Genomic DNA, 20,077 nt, shown 5'->3' with positions numbered 1-20,077 from the left:
ATGCCGATGTGGAAGCCTTGGTAGAAGATGTGGGGTATAAACCGAATACGCCCATTGAGAAAGGCATTGGGAAATTCGTGGACTGGTACCTGAGCTACAACAACATAACTGCCAATTAATCATTATTTTTTGGAAGTTCTTGCAAGCTGCGGCAAGGGCGGATGCCCAGGCATTATTGGCAATAAGCATACTGAAAAATGCTTGTTTCAAGTAATGTGATTACAACATGAAAAAGATCAAGAGGAATCGATATCCTTAGTTAGTGCGTTAGAGCTGCTGAGATGTGTCATTACCTCTGATCTTTGTTCAAGAGAAAGTATAAAAATGCCCCTGAAAAAGCAACGGGCCAGCCAATAGCAGATCTGTATTTCCACTAACTGGCGCATGACAATATAAATTCAAAAGGGTGTGATATCCGTTTAGCGGCGAGAGTTTAAAAACAATTTTTTGATCAAATTATTATCAAAATCAATTAAGGACGATGAAAGACTATCCAATCTCATGGAATATCAATGCAAATAGTTATTTTTGATTTATGCCCGGTAAGCATGCATAAAGCGCGAAAATAATATATAAAACCTGCAATTTTTAATTTCAAATTGGCAATGTAATGTTTAGTAAAAGTTTACAATATAATTTATTGTCACTTATAAATATAGCTATTTCATTTGTTTTTATTATTTTTTTGGGACGCAAATTCGGCGCGGGTTCTGATACCGATATTTACTTTGTATCTATCGCAATAGTGGGGTATCTGGGTATTCTGACTCAATGTGTATGGGGGGCTATGAGCCCTTATTATTCAAAATTAAAGGTAGAAAATTTACATCTGGCTTCCAAATTATATTCGGTATTGCTCAATAATGTGATTATCATATCTTTTATAGAGATCCTGCTGTATTTTTTTATTACTAATAAATTTCGTGTGATTTCTCCAGAAAAAAAAGAGTTTTTGGATGTATTTATTTATTATTTGGTTCTTCAAAGTATTATTTTGTTTAACAAGTCTTTATTAAATCTTGAGAAGCACTTTGCTGTTTTTTACTTGGTAGATATTTTTATTACAAGCGTTAATTTAATGGTTTTATTATTCTTTTCAAAAGGTAATATAATCATTATAGCATACTCTACTATCATTGCCGCTATATTGGCTGTCATGTGGCAACTCTATCTTGTATTTTTTAAATTAAATTATAAATATAAATTATCTCTCTCTCAAAAGGAAATGCCTGGTATCTACAGAAATTCAATAAAAATGAATATTGGCTTGTTGTTATATGGAGTCAAGGATATTATTTTGATTTCTGTTTTCACTAGCTTTGGCAATGGAATCTATTCGTTATTTAATTATGCCAACAAATTTTCGGTAGCTTTGTTTCAGATAACAAATGCCCCAATAGTGAATATATACGTGGCTAAACTCAATGAAGTTGTCGCAAATAAAAAATTTTACGAAGTTAAAGGATTAAGGAGAGGTGTTTTAGTTCAAACAATGATCTTGCTCGTGATAGGGTTCACAGTATTATATTTTGTTTTGCCTTATGTTCTAGGCTTGTTTTTTAAAGGCAAATTTTCTTTAGAAGAGATTAAAGAGATACAGCATATTTTTAGCTATATGGCTGTGTTCTATTTCGTGGTAGCGATAAACAATCCTTATTCCAGAGCCATATCTATATTTAAGTTATTTAATTACAACTTGTTTGTAAATTTTATATTTTTTGGTTTAATTTGTTTATCTTATCTGATCTTTAAGGTATACAAATTAAACTATATTGATATGTTATTGTTATTTTCTTTGGCACAGTTTATAAGTTTGGTTTTATATGCAATTAAAAACAGGCTTTTTTTAAAAAGAAAGGAAGCGTTAAATATTTGTTGAGATAAGTTTACTTCGTAAAATACTTACTGCTGTAAATAATTAAATATAAAAACATAATGAATAAAATATTGAAGCTATTGGCTTATAAATTTCTTAGTCCGAATAGTTATGCCAAATTTATTGGGGTGAAATTCGGCTCTAATTGCAAATTCCGGACAAAATACTTTGGCACAGAGCCTTATCTGATAGAAGTTGGAGATAATGTTCAAACTTCTTCAAATGTTTATTTCATCAATCATGATGGTGGTGTGGGTGTTTTAAGAAATTTATACAAAGACCTTAAAAAAACTGATTTAATTAAAAGGATTATTATTGGAAATAATGTATTTATTGGCTTTAATGTAACTATATTATTAGGCACTAAGATAGGGAACAATGTTATTGTCGGCGCCGGTAGTGTCGTTAAAGGCGAATTAATGTCAAATAGTGTTTATGCTGGAGTCCCGGCTAAATATATTTGTTCAATTGATAGTTATAAAGAGAAAAATAGTCGTTTTTTCTTAAATACATTTTCAATCGAGCCAGTTAAAAAAGAAGAAATTCTAAGAGGGTTTTTCCTCGAATCTAATCCTTAAGCCTTCTGTAACCAACACAAGATCAAGCTCAGGAAAAGATTTTTCAAATTATAAAGATGTATAAAAAAGCAAGTTTCACAATTGCAGCTAGTGCGTTTGAAAACTAGTCTAACTGAATCTATGAATTAAATTATGGTGTGGCTCATATTTAAAAGTCAGGGAATCAGGCTAGCCTGTATGGACGGGCTGAAAGCGTTACTCAGATGATGAATCGTCTTGTTAAGATTGAAAAAGACCTTATGCACGTACACAGCGTTGAAAAAATGCAATCTTGACATAATGCTGTCTCAGGTTTATTGCTGATGAAAGCTCTAGCAGTATGCCAGGATTAATCATGGTAATCGATTTAGTAATTCGACGGTCCAGTTCGTTTGAAAAAATTAATGCTAAATAATTATGGCTATCGTTCAGAATATTTATTTCCAATCAATTGAACAGATGGCTGAAACTCACTAGTTAAATTGACTCAGGATTGATGCTAATTTTCTGTTAGAAATTTATAGCTTGATAAAAATGAATGTAATACACATTAGATTAACTTTTATTCTTTTATTGTTTGCGCTATTTTTTGTAAGGCCTGAGTTTGAAAGTGTAACTGATCCAGAACTTCTAGTAATTTATATTTCTTTCTTTTTTACTGCGACTTTTATTCACTTATTAAGCAAAAGAGATAACAAAAACTGGTTTCGTTTGGATGTTATGTTTCTTCTTGGATATGGAATAGTTCATTTTCAATGGCCAATTATGTTTGCTATCAGTGGAATCTATCCAGAGAAGTTTGCAAAGGTTTCTATGAGTTCCTTCTATGTAAATTACGGAACCTGGCTCGCGGTTGTAGGTATTGTTTCTTGGTTTTTTGGGCATTCTCTTCTGGCAATAAAAACTGTACCAAATATAGTGAAATACTCTTTTGACTATAAAAAGTTATTTGGATTAATTATCGTATTGAGTGGTTTATTTTTATCTACAGCAGGAACTGACTATTTAACGGGTGGTGTGTATAAAGGCTCAGGAGGATCGGCTGCCGGTGAGGGTATTGCGGCATATTTTCAATTACTCCTTGCAATTGCGATATTGGTTATAACTGCTGTTATTGTATTAAATAATAAAAATAACTTTAATCATAATAGTATATTTTGGTTATTGAAATTAGATAAAAAATATTTATTTATGACTTTAAGCTATATTTTATTGTTTTTATCTATTGGTGATAGAGGTTCTGGTATTCAAGTTGTTTTTGCTTTCCTTATTTTGTTTGGCAGCATAATTAGAGATATAACACTTATTGAGCTAATTTTAATGACTATTATAGGCGCAATTATACTAACATTAATAGGATTGGGAAGAAGTTCATTAGATGGCGGTAATATATTATCTTCAGGATTAGATAGCTTTGAAATGACATCAGGATATGACATTACCTTAGAATTGGCTAATAGTATTAGAACATTATATGCTACATTAGCTGCTGTGCCGGAATATCATGATTATTTCTATGGCAAGCTGTGGCTTGATAAAACATTGAGTATTATCCCTTTTGCGCAAAATATTTATTTACAAATCTCAGAAGATGTCGCGTATGAAATGAGTTCTTCTGGATATATCACTTATCTAAAGTTTGGGCTAAATCCTACTTCAGGCGAAGGCACTTCTCTAATTGCTGACACATTCATTAACTTTGGTTTGGCCGGCGTATTGTTTTTTTTATTTCTTTTGGGAATGTTTTTCAAGAAAGTAGAAAATGAGCTTAAGCTGCAGCAAAACTATTATTGGACAGTAATAGCAGCTTTATTAGGTAGTCTGGCATTTTATTTAGGACGTGGCAGTCTATTTGAGCCTTTCAGATACATGGTTTGGGGTCTTGGATTATCTTATTTTTTTGTCAAACGGAGAAGAATGAGTGTCTAAAGTGGTTCTGGTTATTCCTACAATGCATCAAGGGGGAGCTGAGCGTGTCATGTCAGAGTTGGCAAATGCTTGGAGTGCTCAACAGCATGAAATACATCTTGTGCTATTAGCTAAATCCAAGAGCTTTTATTATATTAATGACAATGTAATTATTCATAATTTAGGATTTAGTCACTCGCAGCTATTGAATAAGATTTTTAATGAATTGAAAGTTTTCTTTAAATTAAGAAAAATATTAAAAGAGCAAAATCCTGATTTTGTACTTAGCTTTATGAGTAAGTACAATATATTGACTATTCTCGCTGCTTCAAATCTGAATTTGAAAGTATTTGTATCAGACCGAAGCAACCCTAAAAAACAGTTGCCATTTCTTATCTCATTTCTAAGAAAAATCACATACAGATTTGCTCATGGAATTGTCGCTCAAACCAGCTTGGCTAAATCAGTTCTTGAGGAAAATACAGGCAATAGAAATATAGTGGTTATTCCAAACCCCTTAAAGGCTGTTTCTGTTTGTGAAAATATTGAGAAAGATAAAATTATATTGAATGTAGGCCGTTTGGTTGAAGAAAAAGGCCAAAAATATCTTTTAGAGGCACTCACAAAAATAAAAGATACAGAATGGAAAATAGCTATATTAGGTGATGGGCCATTATATGATCAGTTAAAAGAACAGGCAGAAAAGTTAGGTTTAAGTGACCGAGTAATAATGCCTGGTGTCGTTAATGAAATAGACCACTGGCTAACGAAAGCATCTGTATTTGCTTTTCCATCCGTTTCCGAAGGTTTTCCCAACGCTCTTGTAGAGGCAATGGCTGCCGGGCTTCCCTGTGTCAGTTTTGATTGTGATGCTGGACCAAGAGATATCATCATTGATGGTAAAAATGGCTACTTGGTGCCTGTGCGGGATGTTGAGGTTTTTGCGAGCCGATTAGAAACCTTAATCAATAACGCTGCAATCAGAACGCGGCTATCCAAAGAAGCGGCCAAGATAGTTAATGACTTTGGTGTAGAAAAGATATCTGATGACTATCTGGCGTTCTGCATGGGGCAATAAAATGAAAACTATTGTAATTAATGCATTAAGCGCTCTTCGGGGCGGCGGTCAGACTTATCTGATTAATTTACTGAATTCATTGCCAAAAGGAGATTTTAAGGTTTTGCTTTTGGTAAACAGTAAAAACAAGCAGTTGTTTTCACAATACGGCTCGGATCGTGTAGAGATCTTTGAAGCGGTATGGGCATCAAAAAGCATTCTGCACCGGACTTTGTGGGAAAGGATCGCTCTGCCTCACAAGTTAAAAGAATGGCAAGCGGCAATCTATTATGCGCCTGGCGGTGTCATGATTACCACTCCTCCAAAAGGATGTCTCAGCGCTACTGCCTTAAGAAACATGCTGCCGTTTGATGATAGAGAGCGGAAGCGTTTTCCGTTTATTTCAATTATTCGATTCAAGCTGTGGCTGTTGCGATTTGTGTTTTTGAAGTCCTATCAAAAATCAGATAAGGTCGTGTTTATATCCGAGTATTCAATGGCGGTTGTTAAGCAATACATGCCGAATATAAAGAGTAAGGGTGTCGTTATTCCTCATGGGCTTAACAGTCAGTTTTTGAATGCAGAAGATTCTTATGATCTGCCGGACACTCTTAAGGTAAATCAGTTTTATCTGTATGTCTCGATACTAGATGTTTATAAGGCGCAAAAAGAAATTGTAAAAGCCTGGAGAAAGTTGCTGGATAGTAATTTTGCATATCCACTGGTTTTGGTTGGGCCGAAATACAATCAGTATGGTGAAGAAGTCATGGCATTGATTGATCAGTTGGGGCTTCAGGATAAGGTGATTTATTTGGGAAAAGTCGATTATGAAAAATTACCAAGTCTTTATAAGTCTGCTAGGGCCTTATTGTTTGCTTCGTCCTGCGAATGCTGTCCGAATATCCTGCTTGAAAAACTCGCGGCAGGGAAATTGGTACTTTGTTCAAATATAGATCCAATGCCTGAGTTTGGTGGAGATGCGGCAGTCTATTTTGATCCTTATGCGCCAGATGATCTATGCGAAAAAGTCATGAATATGGAAATGCATTCTTCGGTGATGAATGAGATGGGTGATAAGGCTTATAAGCAGGCTTTAAAATTTGACTGGACCAATACTGCACAAAAAACAATAGATTTTCTTGTTAATATTAATTAAATCATATGATTGGATGTTAATATTAAGAGTGTAGGCAATTCGGTCAGTTGTATGAAAGGATTAAAATATACCTATCAATATTTTGCTAATACTTAAAATCCACAGTCGTAAGCTATACCACAAATAAAGGTGATTTTCGTCACAAACCTTATAATGAATCAGGCTTATAATAAATTTACTAAAAAGTATATTTTATATATTTGGTTAATTTTTATATGCCAAATTCTCATTATTAGTATGTAATAGGGCGTAAGAATAAGACGTTTAAGTGAAAAAATTACTTGTAACTGATCAAGGATTGCTTCGTATCCTATAAAAATGGATACCAATCATTGTGAATGGGCAGAGTTAGTTTTGATCAATGGATTGGGTTATATCTGAAGCATCTCGTTTTCACTTAATAAACGTGATCTCATGTTTTAAATAAGCTCAAGCAGATGTAATGCAATGTGTCCTTTTGAAGCATTTAATTATAGTCAGGCGGTAATTGTATATGACAAACACCAGAGTCAATGAGATCGATTTATTGAGATTCTTTGCGGCATTATCAGTCGTGTTTTTTCACTACTCGTTTAGAGGTTACGCTGCAGATACGATGTCGGTCATGCCGTACCCATTGTTGGCCCCTTTTTCTAAGTATGGTTATCTTGGCGTCGAGCTATTCTTCATTATCAGTGGATTCGTCATACTGATGACTGCTGCCAGTGGTAGTTTGAAGCGCTTTTTTGTTTCAAGGGTCGTTCGGCTCTATCCTGCTTTTTGGGTTTGTTGCACTATTACATTCGCAATGATTATGGTCATTGGCGGATCTCGCTTTTCGGCATCGATAAGTCAATATCTTATTAATATGACCATGCTGAACGGTTTTGTCGGTGTGCCTTCTATTGATGGCGTTTATGGAACCTTACTGGTAGAAATGAAGTTTTATGCCTTGGTTGCCGTTATCTTGGCAATTGGCAGAATTCACCAGGCACAGCTATTCCTAGTTTTATGGCTAGTCCTTTCGGTGGCCCTCGAAGTCAAGCCTATAAGCGCATTACGATCGCTTCTGATAGTTGAGTTCTCGGCTTATTTTATTGCCGGTGCAACCTATTTTTTAATCTGGTCCCAAGGTGTTTCTCTAACAAGAGTTGGTATGATTATTTTGTCGTGGGGGCTTGCAGTATTTCAGACGATCAACCGCCTGCCAACTTTTGAGAAGCATTACGATACAGCAATGAGTGGCAACATAGTTGCCGGAATTATTACTATGTTCTTTTTTGTGATGCTTCTGGTTTCTTTAAAACGCACAGGTTTTATGGGTCGCTACAACTGGTTGATGGCTGGTTCGCTTACCTATCCGCTTTATCTTATTCACCAGAATATCGGGTATATGATTTTCAACATTGGCTATCCTGCAATCAATCCACACTTACTTCTTTGGGGTACTATAGTGGGTGCACTCGTAGCAGCTTATGCTGTGCATATTTTTATTGAGAAGAAGTTTTCATTGCCACTTAAGAATGCTATTAACAACTCTTTCAATTCTATACATTGTTTGACAATCAATGCAGTGCAGGGCGTGCGTGGTTTACAGAAGCGATAGATCTCGGTATTTGTTCTCAGCGTATATTGGAATGGAAGTATAGCAAAGTTGCATAGAGCCATTATGTGTGCAGTTGTGTATTTGCTCGGTATTAATGCAGAAGCAGGACGCTTGGGTTCCGGTATTGGTTGCCTGACTTTTTCCGTTAATTCGGGTTTGGAGTCTAAATTAAGCGGCAGGGATGTTTAATCGCAATCCTTAAGTCAAGCCGATAGCATACAATTCTGGGTTGTATGCCATTTTGGACTTGTGAGTTGTAAATCATGAATATTAAAAAAATTAATTACTTAAGGTAAATAAGTATTAAAAAATAAATTAACGTATATTCCTATCAAATCATTCATATAAAAAATTAGTTTAATCCAAAAATACCTGTCTATATTCTGCTAGGGCTGAAAACTCGCAAGCATTATAACCATGCTGCAAAATAAAGGTGATTTTCATCACAAAGTTTATAAATTATCAGATTTATAACGTAAAAATATAATAAACTCTCTGTCAACAAACTAAATCGCATATGAGCTTGTTAACAATAAGTTTGTATGTATTTTAACCTTATTTTTTATAAGAAATATAGTATAAAAAATATGGTTATAGTTACAAGTTTTAATATAGGGTTGCCAATGGGTTTGGCGGGTTGTTATATTAATGATGCTAGTTTTATAGATGTAAATAATAAAAGTGATTGTTGTCACAAACTTTATAAATTATAGTTTTTATAGGCGTAAATATATATTAAAATAACTTTTAATATATATTAATTTTTAAAAGAATTAATATATATTAAAGTTCCCGTTTTCTAGATATAAAGGATCAAATATAAAATGGGAGTTAAACCAATAGAATTGCTCGAAACTGATCGGGAACTGCTTCAGCATCTTATTAAAAAAGGCAGCGATTGGCGGGAGAGAGAGCGGGCGGAGACGATCCTGATGCTAGCAGAAGGATACACAGTCAAGGAAACTGCCGAAAAGCAGGGGCTGACCAGGGAAGCGATTCGCGAACGACGAAGGAAATGGTTGAAGGCTGGCTTTGCGAGTTTGCCGGATAAACCTCGCAGCGGTGCACCAAACAAGCTTAGGGATGAGCATCGTGATCAGCTCCGAAGCTGGATTGAAGCAGAACCGTTAACAGCTCGAGCATTATTGAGCAGATTGGAAAATACATACGGCGTTCAGATCGGCAATACTACCTTGCGAACAGAACTGAAGCGTCTGGGTTTTGTCTGGAGGCGTACGCGGTACAGTTTAAAAAAAGCGTGATGATGCTGGCCCAAATAGAGATTCCTGTTTGGGTCAAGCTGGCTCTGAATAGAGCACTCTAGTTGGACTATATTCACGAGGCCGGTTTTTTCATATCTGCCGGATCGTTCTGCAGGGTGATAAAGCGGGAGGAAGTAATGACTAAAATCGACTCCTTTTAGCCGTTAAAGTTGTTTTGAATAATATCTGGTCAACCGCCATCGGATGAGCAGAAAAATTCATTGATGAAATTAGGGCTAATTTAGCATTCACAGTATGCGCTGCTTTTTGCTGGCTGGTTGATTAATACGGCTGATAGCTTGCAAGCGAGTTTCACAATCTGGCTGCGCTAGATTACCACTTAAAAACTTTAGATTTTTTCTTAACGATAATTATATCGGGTAAATAATGTTTGCTAATAAAACGCTATTGATTACGGGTGGCACTGGCTCTTTCGGTAATGCTGTGCTGGATAGGTTTCTTGATACCGACATTCAGGAGATTCGCATATTTAGCCGTGATGAAAAAAAGCAGCACGACATGCGGCTTCAGTATAACAATGACAAGATAAAGTTTCACATTGGCGATGTCCGCTCATTCGATAGCATTGATGCGGCGATGCGTGGTGTTGATTATGTTTTTAGCGCGGCGGCTTTAAAACAAGTCCCTTCTTGCGAGTTTTATCCCATCGAAGCTGTTAAGACGAATATCTTGGGCACGGAAAATACCCTGAAAGCCGCTATTAAAAATCAGGTGAAAAATGCCATTGTATTAAGTACCGACAAAGCCGTTTATCCGATTAATGCAATGGGGATGAGCAAAGCCCTGATGGAGAAGGTGTCTGTTGCAACATCCCGTAGCGTACCTGACAACGGACCAGTCATATGCAACACCCGTTATGGCAATGTCATGGCGTCACGCGGTTCCGTGATACCTTTGTTTATCGAGCAGATCAAATCGGGCATGCCTTTGACCATTACTGACCCTGATATGACACGTTTTATGATGTCATTACCTGATGCAGTCAACTTGGTTTTATTTGCCTTTGAGCATGGCGTGCAAGGGGATACGTTTGTTCAAAAGGCACCGGCGGCAACAGTTTTGACGTTAGCCAAAGCGTTAAAGAAAATATTCAATGCAAAAAATGAAATTCGTATTTTGGGTACGCGACACGGCGAGAAAAAGCATGAAGCATTGCTGTGCAGGGAAGAGTATCTGAACGCCGAAGACTTGGACGGGTATTTCAGAATTCCCGCGGATACCAGGGATCTTAACTATGCCAAGTATTTTGAAGAAGGCGAGCAGGTCTTATCTCAAGGACAGGATTATACCTCTGAGAATACCGAACGTTTGGATGTAGAAGGTATGATCGAGTTGTTAATGAAGCTTGACTATATCAAAGACGAACTCAAGTCAGATTATAGATAGCCATGAAAAAAATTATGACCATCGTGGGCACGCGCCCGGAGATTATCAAGCTGAGCCGCGTGATTGCCCAACTTGAAAAATATACGGAACATGTATTGGTTCATACCGGCCAGAATTATGATTTTGAGCTCAATGAAGTCTTCTTCAATGAATTAGGAATCAGAAAGCCCGATTATTTTTTGAACGCGGCCGGCAATAATGCCGCTGAAACCATCGGTAATGTCATCATAAAATCCGACCAGCTTTTAGCTGAAGTGCGTCCTGACGCACTTTTGGTTTACGGCGACACTAATAGTTGCCTGTCCGTAATTTCTGCCAAGCGCAGAAAGATACCTGTTTTTCACATGGAAGCAGGCAACCGTTGTTTCGACCAGCGAGTTCCTGAGGAAATTAACCGGAAAATAGTCGATCATCTCAGCGACATCAATATGACGCTGACCGAACATGCTAGACGCTATCTGGTGTCCGAGGGGGTTAATCCGGAAACAATTATCAAAACCGGCTCTTCAATGCTGGAAGTACTGAATCATTATCAGGCTGATATTGATAAATCGAACGTATTGGAACGGCTTGGATTAGCGTCACGGGATTTCTTTATTGTCAGTGCTCACAGGGAAGAAAATGTCGACTCAGAAGAAAACTTTAATGATCTTCTGGCTTCGCTAAACGCAATTGCCGAGAAATACGGCAAAAGAATCATTGTATCAACTCATCCCCGCACCCGAAAAAAACTGGAATCCTTCCGGGGCAAACAATTCAACGCTCTGATCGAGTTTATGAAGCCGCTCGGCTTCTTCGATTACATCTGCCTGCAAAAGCACGCTTTTTGCGCTATTTCCGACAGCGGCACTATTACCGAGGAATCCTCCATATTGGGATTTCCCGCCATTACTATCCGTCAGGCCCATGAACGGCCTGAAGGCATGGATGAAGGCACATTGATCATGTCGGGGCTTAAATCCGAGGACATCATCAATGCGATTGATATCGTCACCGATCAGTGGCGTGAAAATCCGAATGGCATTCATCTGGTAAGAGATTATGACGTAGACAATGTGTCCCAGAAGGTCGTCAGAATCATTGTCAGTTATATGGATTACATTAACAGAACAGTGTGGAAGCGGTATTGATATGAAAAAAGTGGTGGTATTAGGCAGTGTCGGCATGGCAGGCCATATTATGACTGAATACCTGCATGCTACTGGCGATTATCATGTATTCGGCATAGCGCGCGAGGATGGCCGCTATGTCGATAAAAAACTGGATGTGCTTGATTTTTCAGGTCTGCAAGGCTATCTCAACGAAATCAATCCGGACTTGGTGATCAACTGCATTGGGGTACTGGTCAGCAAGTCTGCCGATGATATGTGCACTGCTATACAAATCAACAGTTATCTGCCGCATTTTCTTTCCCGTCTGGGCAAACAGCTTGGTTTCAAGTTGGTTCATATCAGCACGGATTGCGTGTTTTCGGGCAAGGACGGACAGTATCGTGAGGATGCCTTCAGAGACGGCAATGATAACTATGCCAGAACAAAAGCACTGGGTGAGGTCATTAATGATCGTGATCTGACCATCCGCACTTCGATCATCGGTCCTGAACTCAAATTTAATGGCACAGGTTTGCTGGATTGGTTCTTTAAACAGCGTGGCGAGATCAAAGGCTATTCCAAAGCCTACTGGTCAGGTGTAACCACACTAGAACTGGCAAAAGCCGCCCATGAAATGATCAAGCAGGGCATTACAGGGCTTTACCAATTATGCCCTTGCGAAAAAATATCGAAATACGAGCTGCTAAAACTTATCGCCAAGGTATGGGAAAAGGATGTTTCCATATTGCCTTATGAAAACTATGCGGTTGATAAAAGCTTAGTGAGCACGAGAGCTGACTTTAATTATCCAAAACCGGACTATGAAGCCATGCTGATTGAAGCTCGCGAGTGGATGGATACGCATGCTGACTATTACTCTCATTATCGGCTGAAATAAATGAAAGTACTGTTAATTATTGATGACTATCTGCCGGCCAGCATCAAGGTCGGAGCCAAGATGATGCATGAACTGGCCGTTGAGTTTGTAGCGCGCGGAAATCAGGTCACTGTTATCACCCCTGATCACAGAACTGCCAACCGGCCCAAAATTGCGACCTTGGATGGCGTTACAGTCTGCCGTTTTCGTTCCGGCAAAATCAAAAACGTTTCAAAAGTCAAAAGGGCCATTAATGAGACGCTGCTTTCATACAATGCCTGGAAGGACCATAAAAAGTATTTTAAAAACAACAAGCATGATCTGATTATTTATTATTCGCCGTCGATTTTTTGGGGCGGATTGGTCAGAAAGCTCAAAAAGCTTTGGGGAGCGCCAAGCTATCTCATTTTACGGGATTTTTTCCCGCAGTGGGTCATTGACAACGGTATTTTGAAGGCTCGCTCGCCAATCACAAAATATTTCAGACTTTTCGAATGGCTCAGTTACCAGGCAGCAGACACGATAGCAATTCAATCGCCTAAAAACAGGGAATGGTTTGCTAAGACGGCGAGAACCGGCAAGCCTTTGGATGTGCTTTATAACTGGGCGGCAAATGATCCCGTTCCTTTACATGGCGGCCATTATCGAGAGACGTTGGGGCTTAAAGATAAAGTTGTTTATTTTTATGGCGGCAATATTGGTCATGCGCAGGACATGATGAATATTGTGCGTTTGGCTAAAAATATGCAGGCAGAAAATAAGGCACATTTTGTTTTGGTCGGTGAGGGCGATGAGGTTGGGCTTGTTCGCAACAGCATTGAAACAGAAGGATTGAAAAATATCTCTCTCTTGCCCGCTGTTTCTCAAGGTGAATTCAAAAAAATGCTGGCCGAGTTTGATATCGGGCTGTTTACGCTTCATCGCGACCATACGACCCATAATTTTCCCGGCAAGTTATTGGGCTATATGGTTCAGCGTATGCCCATACTGGGCAGCATCAATTCGGACAATGATCTAAAGCCTGTTGTAGAAGATGCGGGTGCCGGGCTGATTACTAGCAATGGCGATGACGAAGGGCTGTTAAAAAATGCCTTGAAGCTGCTGCATGATGAAACATTGAGGACTCAAATGGGAGAAAATGCGAACAAGCTACTGAATGAGCAATTCTCCGTTGCATCTGCAGTCGACAAAATCATAGCCTTTGCTGTCGGCCATGGTGTTAGCGCTATAAACGATAGGGAAGCGGAATCAGAAAAACTCGAGCCCATTGCGCTGCGTTCTAACTAATTGCTAAGAATGGATGAGTTGCCTGAGTTCATGTCATTACAAATAAGCCGCAACAGTCAGGGAAGAGCGCTACGGCATTCAATCTCAAAAAATTTAAGTTGAATTCGATAAATGCAAAGAAGAGGGCTTGCCTTAAAAGATAAAAGCGAAACCATTCTCAATCAGTGATCCGGCTGACTTTTTATGTAGATATTGTTGTTCATATACTCATCGTACTTTTTGACTTAAAGGATTACACATAAATGCTATCTGATTATTTGTTCGAATATTGGGCAGTATTTGGTATATCTGCCGCAGTTGTCATCTTGCTGACTCCGCTCTTTATAAAGTTGGCTCCGCATGTCGGCTTAATGGATGTTCCCAATGAGCGTTGTATTCATAAAAAAGTCACACCCTTAGGCGGCGGGTTTGTAGTTTTTGTTGGATTCAATCTCGCTTGTTACGCGCTGTATCATTATCTCTGGCCGGACTTTGCCGGCCGGCTGGGCATCAATTGGTGGCACGCTTTTTTTATCTCCTCGGCTATTTTACTGGTTGTCGGTTTGGTCGATGACTACCAGGGCATGTCGCCTGTAAGCAAGTTGGCAGGACAGGCGCTGGCGACTGTTTCACTTTATTTATTATCGGGCTACCAGTTTAACTTGTTGGGCTTTGATTTTGGATTTTGGGGCGGTTTGATTTTTGTCTTGATCTGGACGCTGGGCATAGTCAACGCATTTAATTTAATAGATGGATTAGACGGCTTATGCTCGGGTCTGGCGATGATTTCCAGCGTAGGGCTGGCGGCTGTTTTTCTGTTCCGGGGAGTGCCTGGGGATGCAATGATTTGCCTGGCTTTGGCTGGAGGCTGCGTAGGATTTCTTCGTTACAACTTTTTTCCGGCCAAGGTTTTCCTGGGTGATACCGGCAGCATGTTCCTGGGCTTTGCTTTGGCCAGTGTCAGTTTGCATGCGGGCGGCAAGGGCTCTTTCTTTGTCATTTTAGCCGTGCCTTTTTTTATTGCCGGCATTCCCATTACCGATACGTTGCTGGCCATCTGGCGGCGTTCAATCCGTAAAATACTGGCTGATCGAGACGGCCAGCCTGGCGTTAAGATCATGCAGCCCGATAAAGAGCATTTGCATCACAGGCTGCTCGATTACGGCCTTAAGCAGCACCATGTCGCGCTGGTTTTATACGCGGTTAATATGCTGATCGTCGGTTTGGGGTTGTTCTATGTCATCGCTCAAGAAGTTGCCAGCGGATTGTTTTTGATTGTTTTTATCTCCGCTGCTTATCTGCTTGTTAAATATGTGCTGCAGATCGAGTTATGGGAGACGAGCAAATTATTGGCCCGATCCAACGACAAACCTCAACTCACACGCTTCATGCTGGTTTTTTATCCGTTGTTCGATTTGTCGTGGATATCGTTTTCCGCTTGGCTGGCAGGCGTCATTGCGCTATCGGGTCAGCAGCCTTTTCATAATGTAAGCGAGTGGGCGTTTCGTTTGCCTTTATGGGTGCTGCCCGTTCTTTTATCGCTGTTTATATCCAAGGCTTATATCAAGATTTGGCGGAACAGTTTCTTCAGGGATTATTTGACCTTGATGCTGGCCATAGTTGTCGGTTGCAGCATCAGTTGGTCATTGATTTGTTTGCTGACCAGCAATGCAAGCATTTCTACATTTAATCAACTGTTGTTGTTTTGCTTGTTTTCTTTGCTAGGCGTGATCGGCATACGGACTCTCCATCAAATCATCAGGGAATGGTGCGTTGCTAGCCATAAACATGATAAACGCAATGTACTGGTTTATGGCGCCGGTACGCATGGCGGTTTGTACATGCGTGAGCGTCACTTAAATCATGGCGTTGAGCTGGGCTCTGTTAATGTGATCGGTTTTATCGATGACAATAGCCTGTTAAAGGAAAAATATATTTACGGAAAAGCCGTATTGGGTGAGTTAAACGATTTCAAGGAACTGGTTTCAAAACATAATATCGATGAAGTCGTACTGACGACGCCTATCTCAACCGATAAATTATCCAAATTAAAACAAATTGCTGATCAGCATAAGATCAAATTAATGGAATGGCGCGCTTATACCGTCGGCGTTCACTAGGTGAGCAACAATGATCTTTTATAGTTTGTTGGCTGTTGTATTTTTGTCTCCTCTGCCTTACGGAGCCAATCGACCCTGGTCATGGAGTTTATGCTCACTGTTGATAGCGCTGTTGGCCATGGCCTGGGCTGTACAGTTTTTTGTCAGGAAGCGGCAAACTCCTTTTTTTCAGCATTGGGGTTCGGTCGGCGATGCGGCAATATTGTTTTTTGCCGCACTATGCTGGGCTTGGATACAAACAACCGACGAGTGGCTTCATCCGCTATGGCAGGTGCGAAATGAACTGTTGAACTTTTCTTCCGGAGCCATTTCTTTGAATCCGGCTGATACGATAACTTCAGTCATGCGCCTGTTAAGCTACGCGTTAGTGTTTTGGTTGGCATTATGCTACGGCCAGGATCGACAGAAGGCCAGATCCGCTTTTTATGGCTTGATGGCAGCCGGTTTTGTTTACTCGGCATATGGCTTGATCGTTCAGCTGGGCGATTTCAAAGTGGTTCTCTGGCACGAAAGGCCCTATGCCGATTCTGTATCCTCGACTTTTATCAATAGAAATCATTTTGCGACCTTTGCGGGGTTAACGCTGCTTTGCTCGCTGGCCTTGCTGAGTGAACGCATGGAAACATTGGCGGACTATAATCTGGCCAGTAATTTCGACAGGCAGCGCTTTATTGAGGATCTGATTACACAGGCATGGTTGCCTTTACTGGCTTTTTTCACCATCAGTTCGGCATTAATCCTGTCGCATTCGCGTGGCGGTTTCTTAAGTTTCAGTCTGGCCTTGTCAGTTTTTTTGATACTGTTTTATATCAATCCCCGTACCCGTAATAAAAACACATTGATTATCTTTGGTTCTCTGGTCGTGTTGGGAGCGCTTGCTTTTTTCGTCAGCAGCGATGCCTTGCTTGATCGTTTCGGACGTCTGGATGAAGAAAGTAAAATCAGAACGACTGTTTACGGTTTGACCTGGAATGCTATTACCGGCAATCCCTGGGCGGGTTTCGGATTGGGCAGTTATGAGGAGGCTTTTCAATTGTACCAGAGCATGGATATCGGCGGGATCGAGGCGGCTCCGCTGATTCATGACTATGCCCATAACACGTATCTGGAAACCGTTTTCGAACTCGGTTTCCCGGCAGCGCTGGCGTTGTTTTATGGTTTTTTAAAAATCACGTGGCTCTGCCTTAAAGGCTTTCTGATGAGAAAGAGAGATATGATTTATTCGGCAATCGGTGTTGCTGCCACGGTTTTGATTGGGGTGCATTCATTGGTTGACTTCAGCATGCAAGTTCCAGCCATTCCTTATGTTTATGCATTATTAATGGGAGTGGCTTGCGCGCAGTCTTTTAGTTCTTCCGCTCAGCCCCGTACCGTGATCAGAAGATAGGCCGGGTCCGCTACGCTTCCGCAAGCCCGGCCGGAGAGAATTATGCCAAATCTGATGCTCAAACATAGCGCGATAGTATCAGTCTGGGATTGAGTATTTTCTGTTTAGGCATCGCCTTTCTCTGAAGACGGCCCTTACAAATGAACCTGATGATTTCTCTTTCCGCTTCCAGCCAGTCACGAAGCTCATGACCGGGAGAAAAGCCGCGTTTTTTGGCCTTGAAATAGGCTGCCTCGGCGATCATCGGTTTGATATGTTCAGGGACAGGCGCTGCCGGGACAGAGGCATCAGTAAAGCCCAGCTTCAAAAGGCCCAGCAGGTCTTCTGGCGCACTGTTTTTGATGCCGACCTTGACAGGTTCCAATTCCGCACAAGTGCCGAACAGGCGGTCCCACACCGACAGCACTGAGCCGTAGTTGCGGTCATGCTCATGGCGCTCGGTTGAATGATGAACCCGGTGCAGGCAGGGCACGACAATAATTCGGCCCAGCAGTTTTTCGCCCGGGAATGCAATATTCGTATGATGGAACATGACGAACAGCGCCGCGATAGTCTCATTAATCAGCACGATGGTTTTGTCCGCGCCCAGCATCACGATGTAAACTGCTTTCAGTGCCGTAATGATCAATAGTTCCACAAAGTGCACGCGAAATGCCGTCGAGACATTTAAATAGGGGTCGCTGTGATGGACTCTGTGGAATATCCACAGACAATCAAAATTGTGGCTGGCTTTATGCCAGAGATAATACATCAGGTCGAACGCTAAAAATGACACGATGGCTTTCCATATGGGATCGGCAATATAGCTCAGCAGCCCATTGCCTGAGTATTGTTCGGCCAGCAGCAACAGGGACGAAACCGGCAACAGCGAAAGCGCGATGCTGTTAAAAAAGAACAAATTGACATTGGCCTTAATAGACCGGCGTTTACCTGACGCAGGGTTTTGGATTTTAGGAATGCGTGCTTCAACTGTTGCCAGCACGACGAAAAACACAAGCAGCGCCGTTACAGCCAGTTCTCCGGATGTCAGCGCAGCCCGCGTTATGATGGGTTCAAAAAATGCGTTTAAATGTGACATCGACTTCACCTTGTGATTTAAGGGATATAACAATCTACAGCCAGCAGCTTAAATAAAATTTATTAACCTTTAATGACAGTAGGTTCCGAGTTTTTGTCTAGACATTGATATCTCTGCAATAGGCATGCCATAAACTGGATCATAGTCATGAAAATTGCCCCAAGCCTTGTCAGGCAAGTCCCGGCAGGCAATAAGAAAGGTATGAATGCCTTTTTCGGGCGGATGGACAACAGCGAATTGAGTGCATCAGTAAGGCGCAATGTCTCTGTTTTTGCACCAATAAGGTCTGTCAGCGCCGGGTTTGATCTTATTTTAGAGCTTATCCACCGTTAATATAGAAACCGGCCCGTGCGGATAAGGCGCCATTGTGTTGACGGAAAAACACTATGGCCGCAGCCCGGCATCAAACCGGTAGATGGTTGAGTGATGGTAGTTATCGGCCGGCTGCAACTGTGTCGAGGGAAATGCAGGATGATTGGGCGAGTCAGGAAAATGTTGGGTTTCAAGACAGAAGCCGGCATGTTTTTCATAAAACCGGCCGCCTTTGCCCCGCAGTCGGCCATCAAGAAAATTGCCACTGTAAAACTGAATACCGGGCTGCGTGGTGTAAACACTCATGTGCCGGCCACTCAACGGCTCCACAACTTCAGCGGCAAGTTCGCAGCCTTCGGATTTTCTCGCCACTATCCAGTTATGGTCGTAACCGCCTTCTGCTCGGCGCAATTGTTCATCGCCTGATTGCAGGCGTGAGCCTATGGGCGTTAATTGCCGGAAATCCATTACAGTACCGGCTACAGAGGCCTGTTCGCCGGTAGGAATCAGCATGTCATCGACCGGCAGAAAGCGATCAGCCAACAGGCGCAGCTGATGGTTCAGCACCGTACCGTATCCTGCCAGATTAAAGTAAGTGTGATTGGTCAGATTGATGATGGTGGGCATATCAGTTTTGGCCCGGTAGTCGAGCCGCAACTCATCGCGCACGGTCAGCGTATAAGTCACTTCGACCTGCAGATTGCCGGGATAGCCTTCTTCGCCTTCCGAACTCAGGTAGCTCAATACCAGTCGCGGTTCTGCCTCTGGCCCAGATAGTCGCGCATGCCATATGCGCCGGTCGAATCCCATCAGGCCTCCATGTAGATGATTAAGGCCATTGTTGCAGGCCAATTGATAGTCCACGTTGTTCAGGCGAAAATGCCCCCGGGCAATGCGGTTGGCATAGCGGCCGATAAGTGCGCCGAAATAAGGATGCTCGCCCAGATAAGGTTCCAGTGTATCGAAGCCTAGCACAACATCTTCGAGGCGGCCTTGCCGGTCGGGTACGTGCAGCGATAACAGAATGCCGCCATAGGTCATGATCTTTGCAGTCATGCCGCTCTCATTGGTCAACGTGTAGCAATCAACGGTGTGGCCGTCATGAGTAGAACCGATACGCTGTTTCGTAGCGGGCATA

Annotated in this window: 16 protein-coding genes; 14 read left to right on the top strand and 2 right to left on the bottom strand. The window is 41.1% G+C overall.

The window, feature by feature from the left end:
* Positions 1 to 610: 610 nt before the first annotated feature.
* The 13 genes from IT781_RS08965 (at position 611) to IT781_RS08905 (ending at position 17,549) form a co-directional block, all read left to right on the top strand.
* Positions 611 to 1,879 carry a hypothetical protein gene (locus tag IT781_RS08965; RefSeq protein WP_194969811.1) on the top strand — a complete coding sequence of 423 codons (1,269 nt, stop codon included), beginning with the start codon at positions 611 to 613 and terminating at the stop codon, positions 1,877 to 1,879.
* Between the two features lie 56 nt (positions 1,880 to 1,935).
* The gene (locus IT781_RS08960; RefSeq protein ID WP_194969810.1) at positions 1,936 to 2,454 is read left to right on the top strand and encodes a DapH/DapD/GlmU-related protein; all 519 of its coding nucleotides are present in this window, start codon (positions 1,936 to 1,938) and stop codon (positions 2,452 to 2,454) included.
* Between the two features lie 513 nt (positions 2,455 to 2,967).
* A complete protein-coding gene (gene wzy, locus IT781_RS08955) occupies positions 2,968 to 4,362 on the top strand; it encodes an O-antigen polysaccharide polymerase Wzy (RefSeq protein WP_194969809.1) in 1,395 nt (464 codons plus the stop codon).
* Positions 4,355 to 5,419, top strand: coding sequence for a glycosyltransferase family 4 protein (locus IT781_RS08950; RefSeq protein ID WP_194969808.1), 1,065 nt, complete (start codon positions 4,355 to 4,357; stop codon positions 5,417 to 5,419). Before wzy ends, IT781_RS08950 begins: the two co-directional genes overlap by 8 nt.
* Positions 5,388 to 6,554 carry a glycosyltransferase family 1 protein gene (locus tag IT781_RS08945; protein ID WP_228779027.1) on the top strand — a complete coding sequence of 389 codons (1,167 nt, stop codon included), beginning with the start codon at positions 5,388 to 5,390 and terminating at the stop codon, positions 6,552 to 6,554. The genes IT781_RS08950 and IT781_RS08945 overlap by 32 nt, the downstream gene beginning before the upstream one ends.
* A 493-nt stretch (positions 6,555 to 7,047) precedes the next feature.
* Positions 7,048 to 8,139 (top strand): acyltransferase, encoded by a 1,092-nt coding sequence (locus IT781_RS08940; protein WP_194969807.1) that lies wholly within the window; start codon positions 7,048 to 7,050, stop codon positions 8,137 to 8,139.
* An 824-nt stretch (positions 8,140 to 8,963) separates the two neighbouring features.
* A complete protein-coding gene (locus IT781_RS08935) occupies positions 8,964 to 9,401 on the top strand; it encodes a helix-turn-helix domain-containing protein (protein ID WP_194969806.1) in 438 nt (145 codons plus the stop codon).
* A 387-nt stretch (positions 9,402 to 9,788) separates the two neighbouring features.
* Entirely contained in the window at positions 9,789 to 10,808 is a 1,020-nt protein-coding gene (locus tag IT781_RS08930; protein ID WP_194969805.1) for a polysaccharide biosynthesis protein, read from the top strand.
* Between the two features lie 2 nt (positions 10,809 to 10,810).
* Positions 10,811 to 11,938, top strand: a complete 1,128-nt coding sequence (gene wecB, locus IT781_RS08925) for a non-hydrolyzing UDP-N-acetylglucosamine 2-epimerase (protein ID WP_194969804.1) — start codon at positions 10,811 to 10,813, stop codon at positions 11,936 to 11,938.
* A 1-nt stretch (position 11,939) separates the two neighbouring features.
* Positions 11,940 to 12,797, top strand: a complete 858-nt coding sequence (locus tag IT781_RS08920; protein WP_228779026.1) for an SDR family oxidoreductase — start codon at positions 11,940 to 11,942, stop codon at positions 12,795 to 12,797.
* On the top strand, positions 12,798 to 14,063 hold the full coding sequence (locus IT781_RS08915) for a glycosyltransferase family 4 protein (RefSeq protein WP_194969803.1): 1,266 nt from the start codon (positions 12,798 to 12,800) through the stop codon (positions 14,061 to 14,063).
* A gap of 350 nt (positions 14,064 to 14,413) precedes the next feature.
* Complete coding sequence (locus IT781_RS08910) at positions 14,414 to 16,162, top strand: hypothetical protein (protein ID WP_194969802.1); 1,749 nt, start codon at positions 14,414 to 14,416, stop codon at positions 16,160 to 16,162.
* Positions 16,163 to 16,172: 10 nt separating this feature from the next.
* A complete protein-coding gene (locus tag IT781_RS08905; protein ID WP_194969801.1) occupies positions 16,173 to 17,549 on the top strand; it encodes an O-antigen ligase in 1,377 nt (458 codons plus the stop codon).
* Between the two features lie 58 nt (positions 17,550 to 17,607).
* On the opposite strand, the gene IT781_RS08900 is transcribed toward IT781_RS08905, so the two are convergent.
* Entirely contained in the window at positions 17,608 to 18,627 is a 1,020-nt protein-coding gene (locus IT781_RS08900; protein WP_194969800.1) for a sterol desaturase family protein, read from the bottom strand.
* Between the two features lie 147 nt (positions 18,628 to 18,774).
* Here IT781_RS08900 and IT781_RS08895 point away from each other — a divergent pair, with 147 nt between their 5' ends.
* Positions 18,775 to 18,960, top strand: coding sequence for a hypothetical protein (locus IT781_RS08895; RefSeq protein WP_194969799.1), 186 nt, complete (start codon positions 18,775 to 18,777; stop codon positions 18,958 to 18,960).
* A 51-nt stretch (positions 18,961 to 19,011) separates the two neighbouring features.
* Here IT781_RS08895 and IT781_RS08890 read toward each other — a convergent pair whose 3' ends face one another.
* The gene (locus IT781_RS08890; protein ID WP_194969798.1) at positions 19,012 to 20,076 is read right to left on the bottom strand and encodes an aldose epimerase family protein; all 1,065 of its coding nucleotides are present in this window, start codon (positions 20,074 to 20,076) and stop codon (positions 19,012 to 19,014) included.
* Position 20,077: the final 1 nt, after the last annotated feature.

Origin of the sequence: Methylobacter sp. BlB1, assembly GCF_015476545.1 — a bacterium.
GTDB lineage: Bacteria > Pseudomonadota > Gammaproteobacteria > Methylococcales > Methylomonadaceae > Methylobacter.
This window is presented reverse-complemented; position numbering and strand designations above follow the sequence as displayed.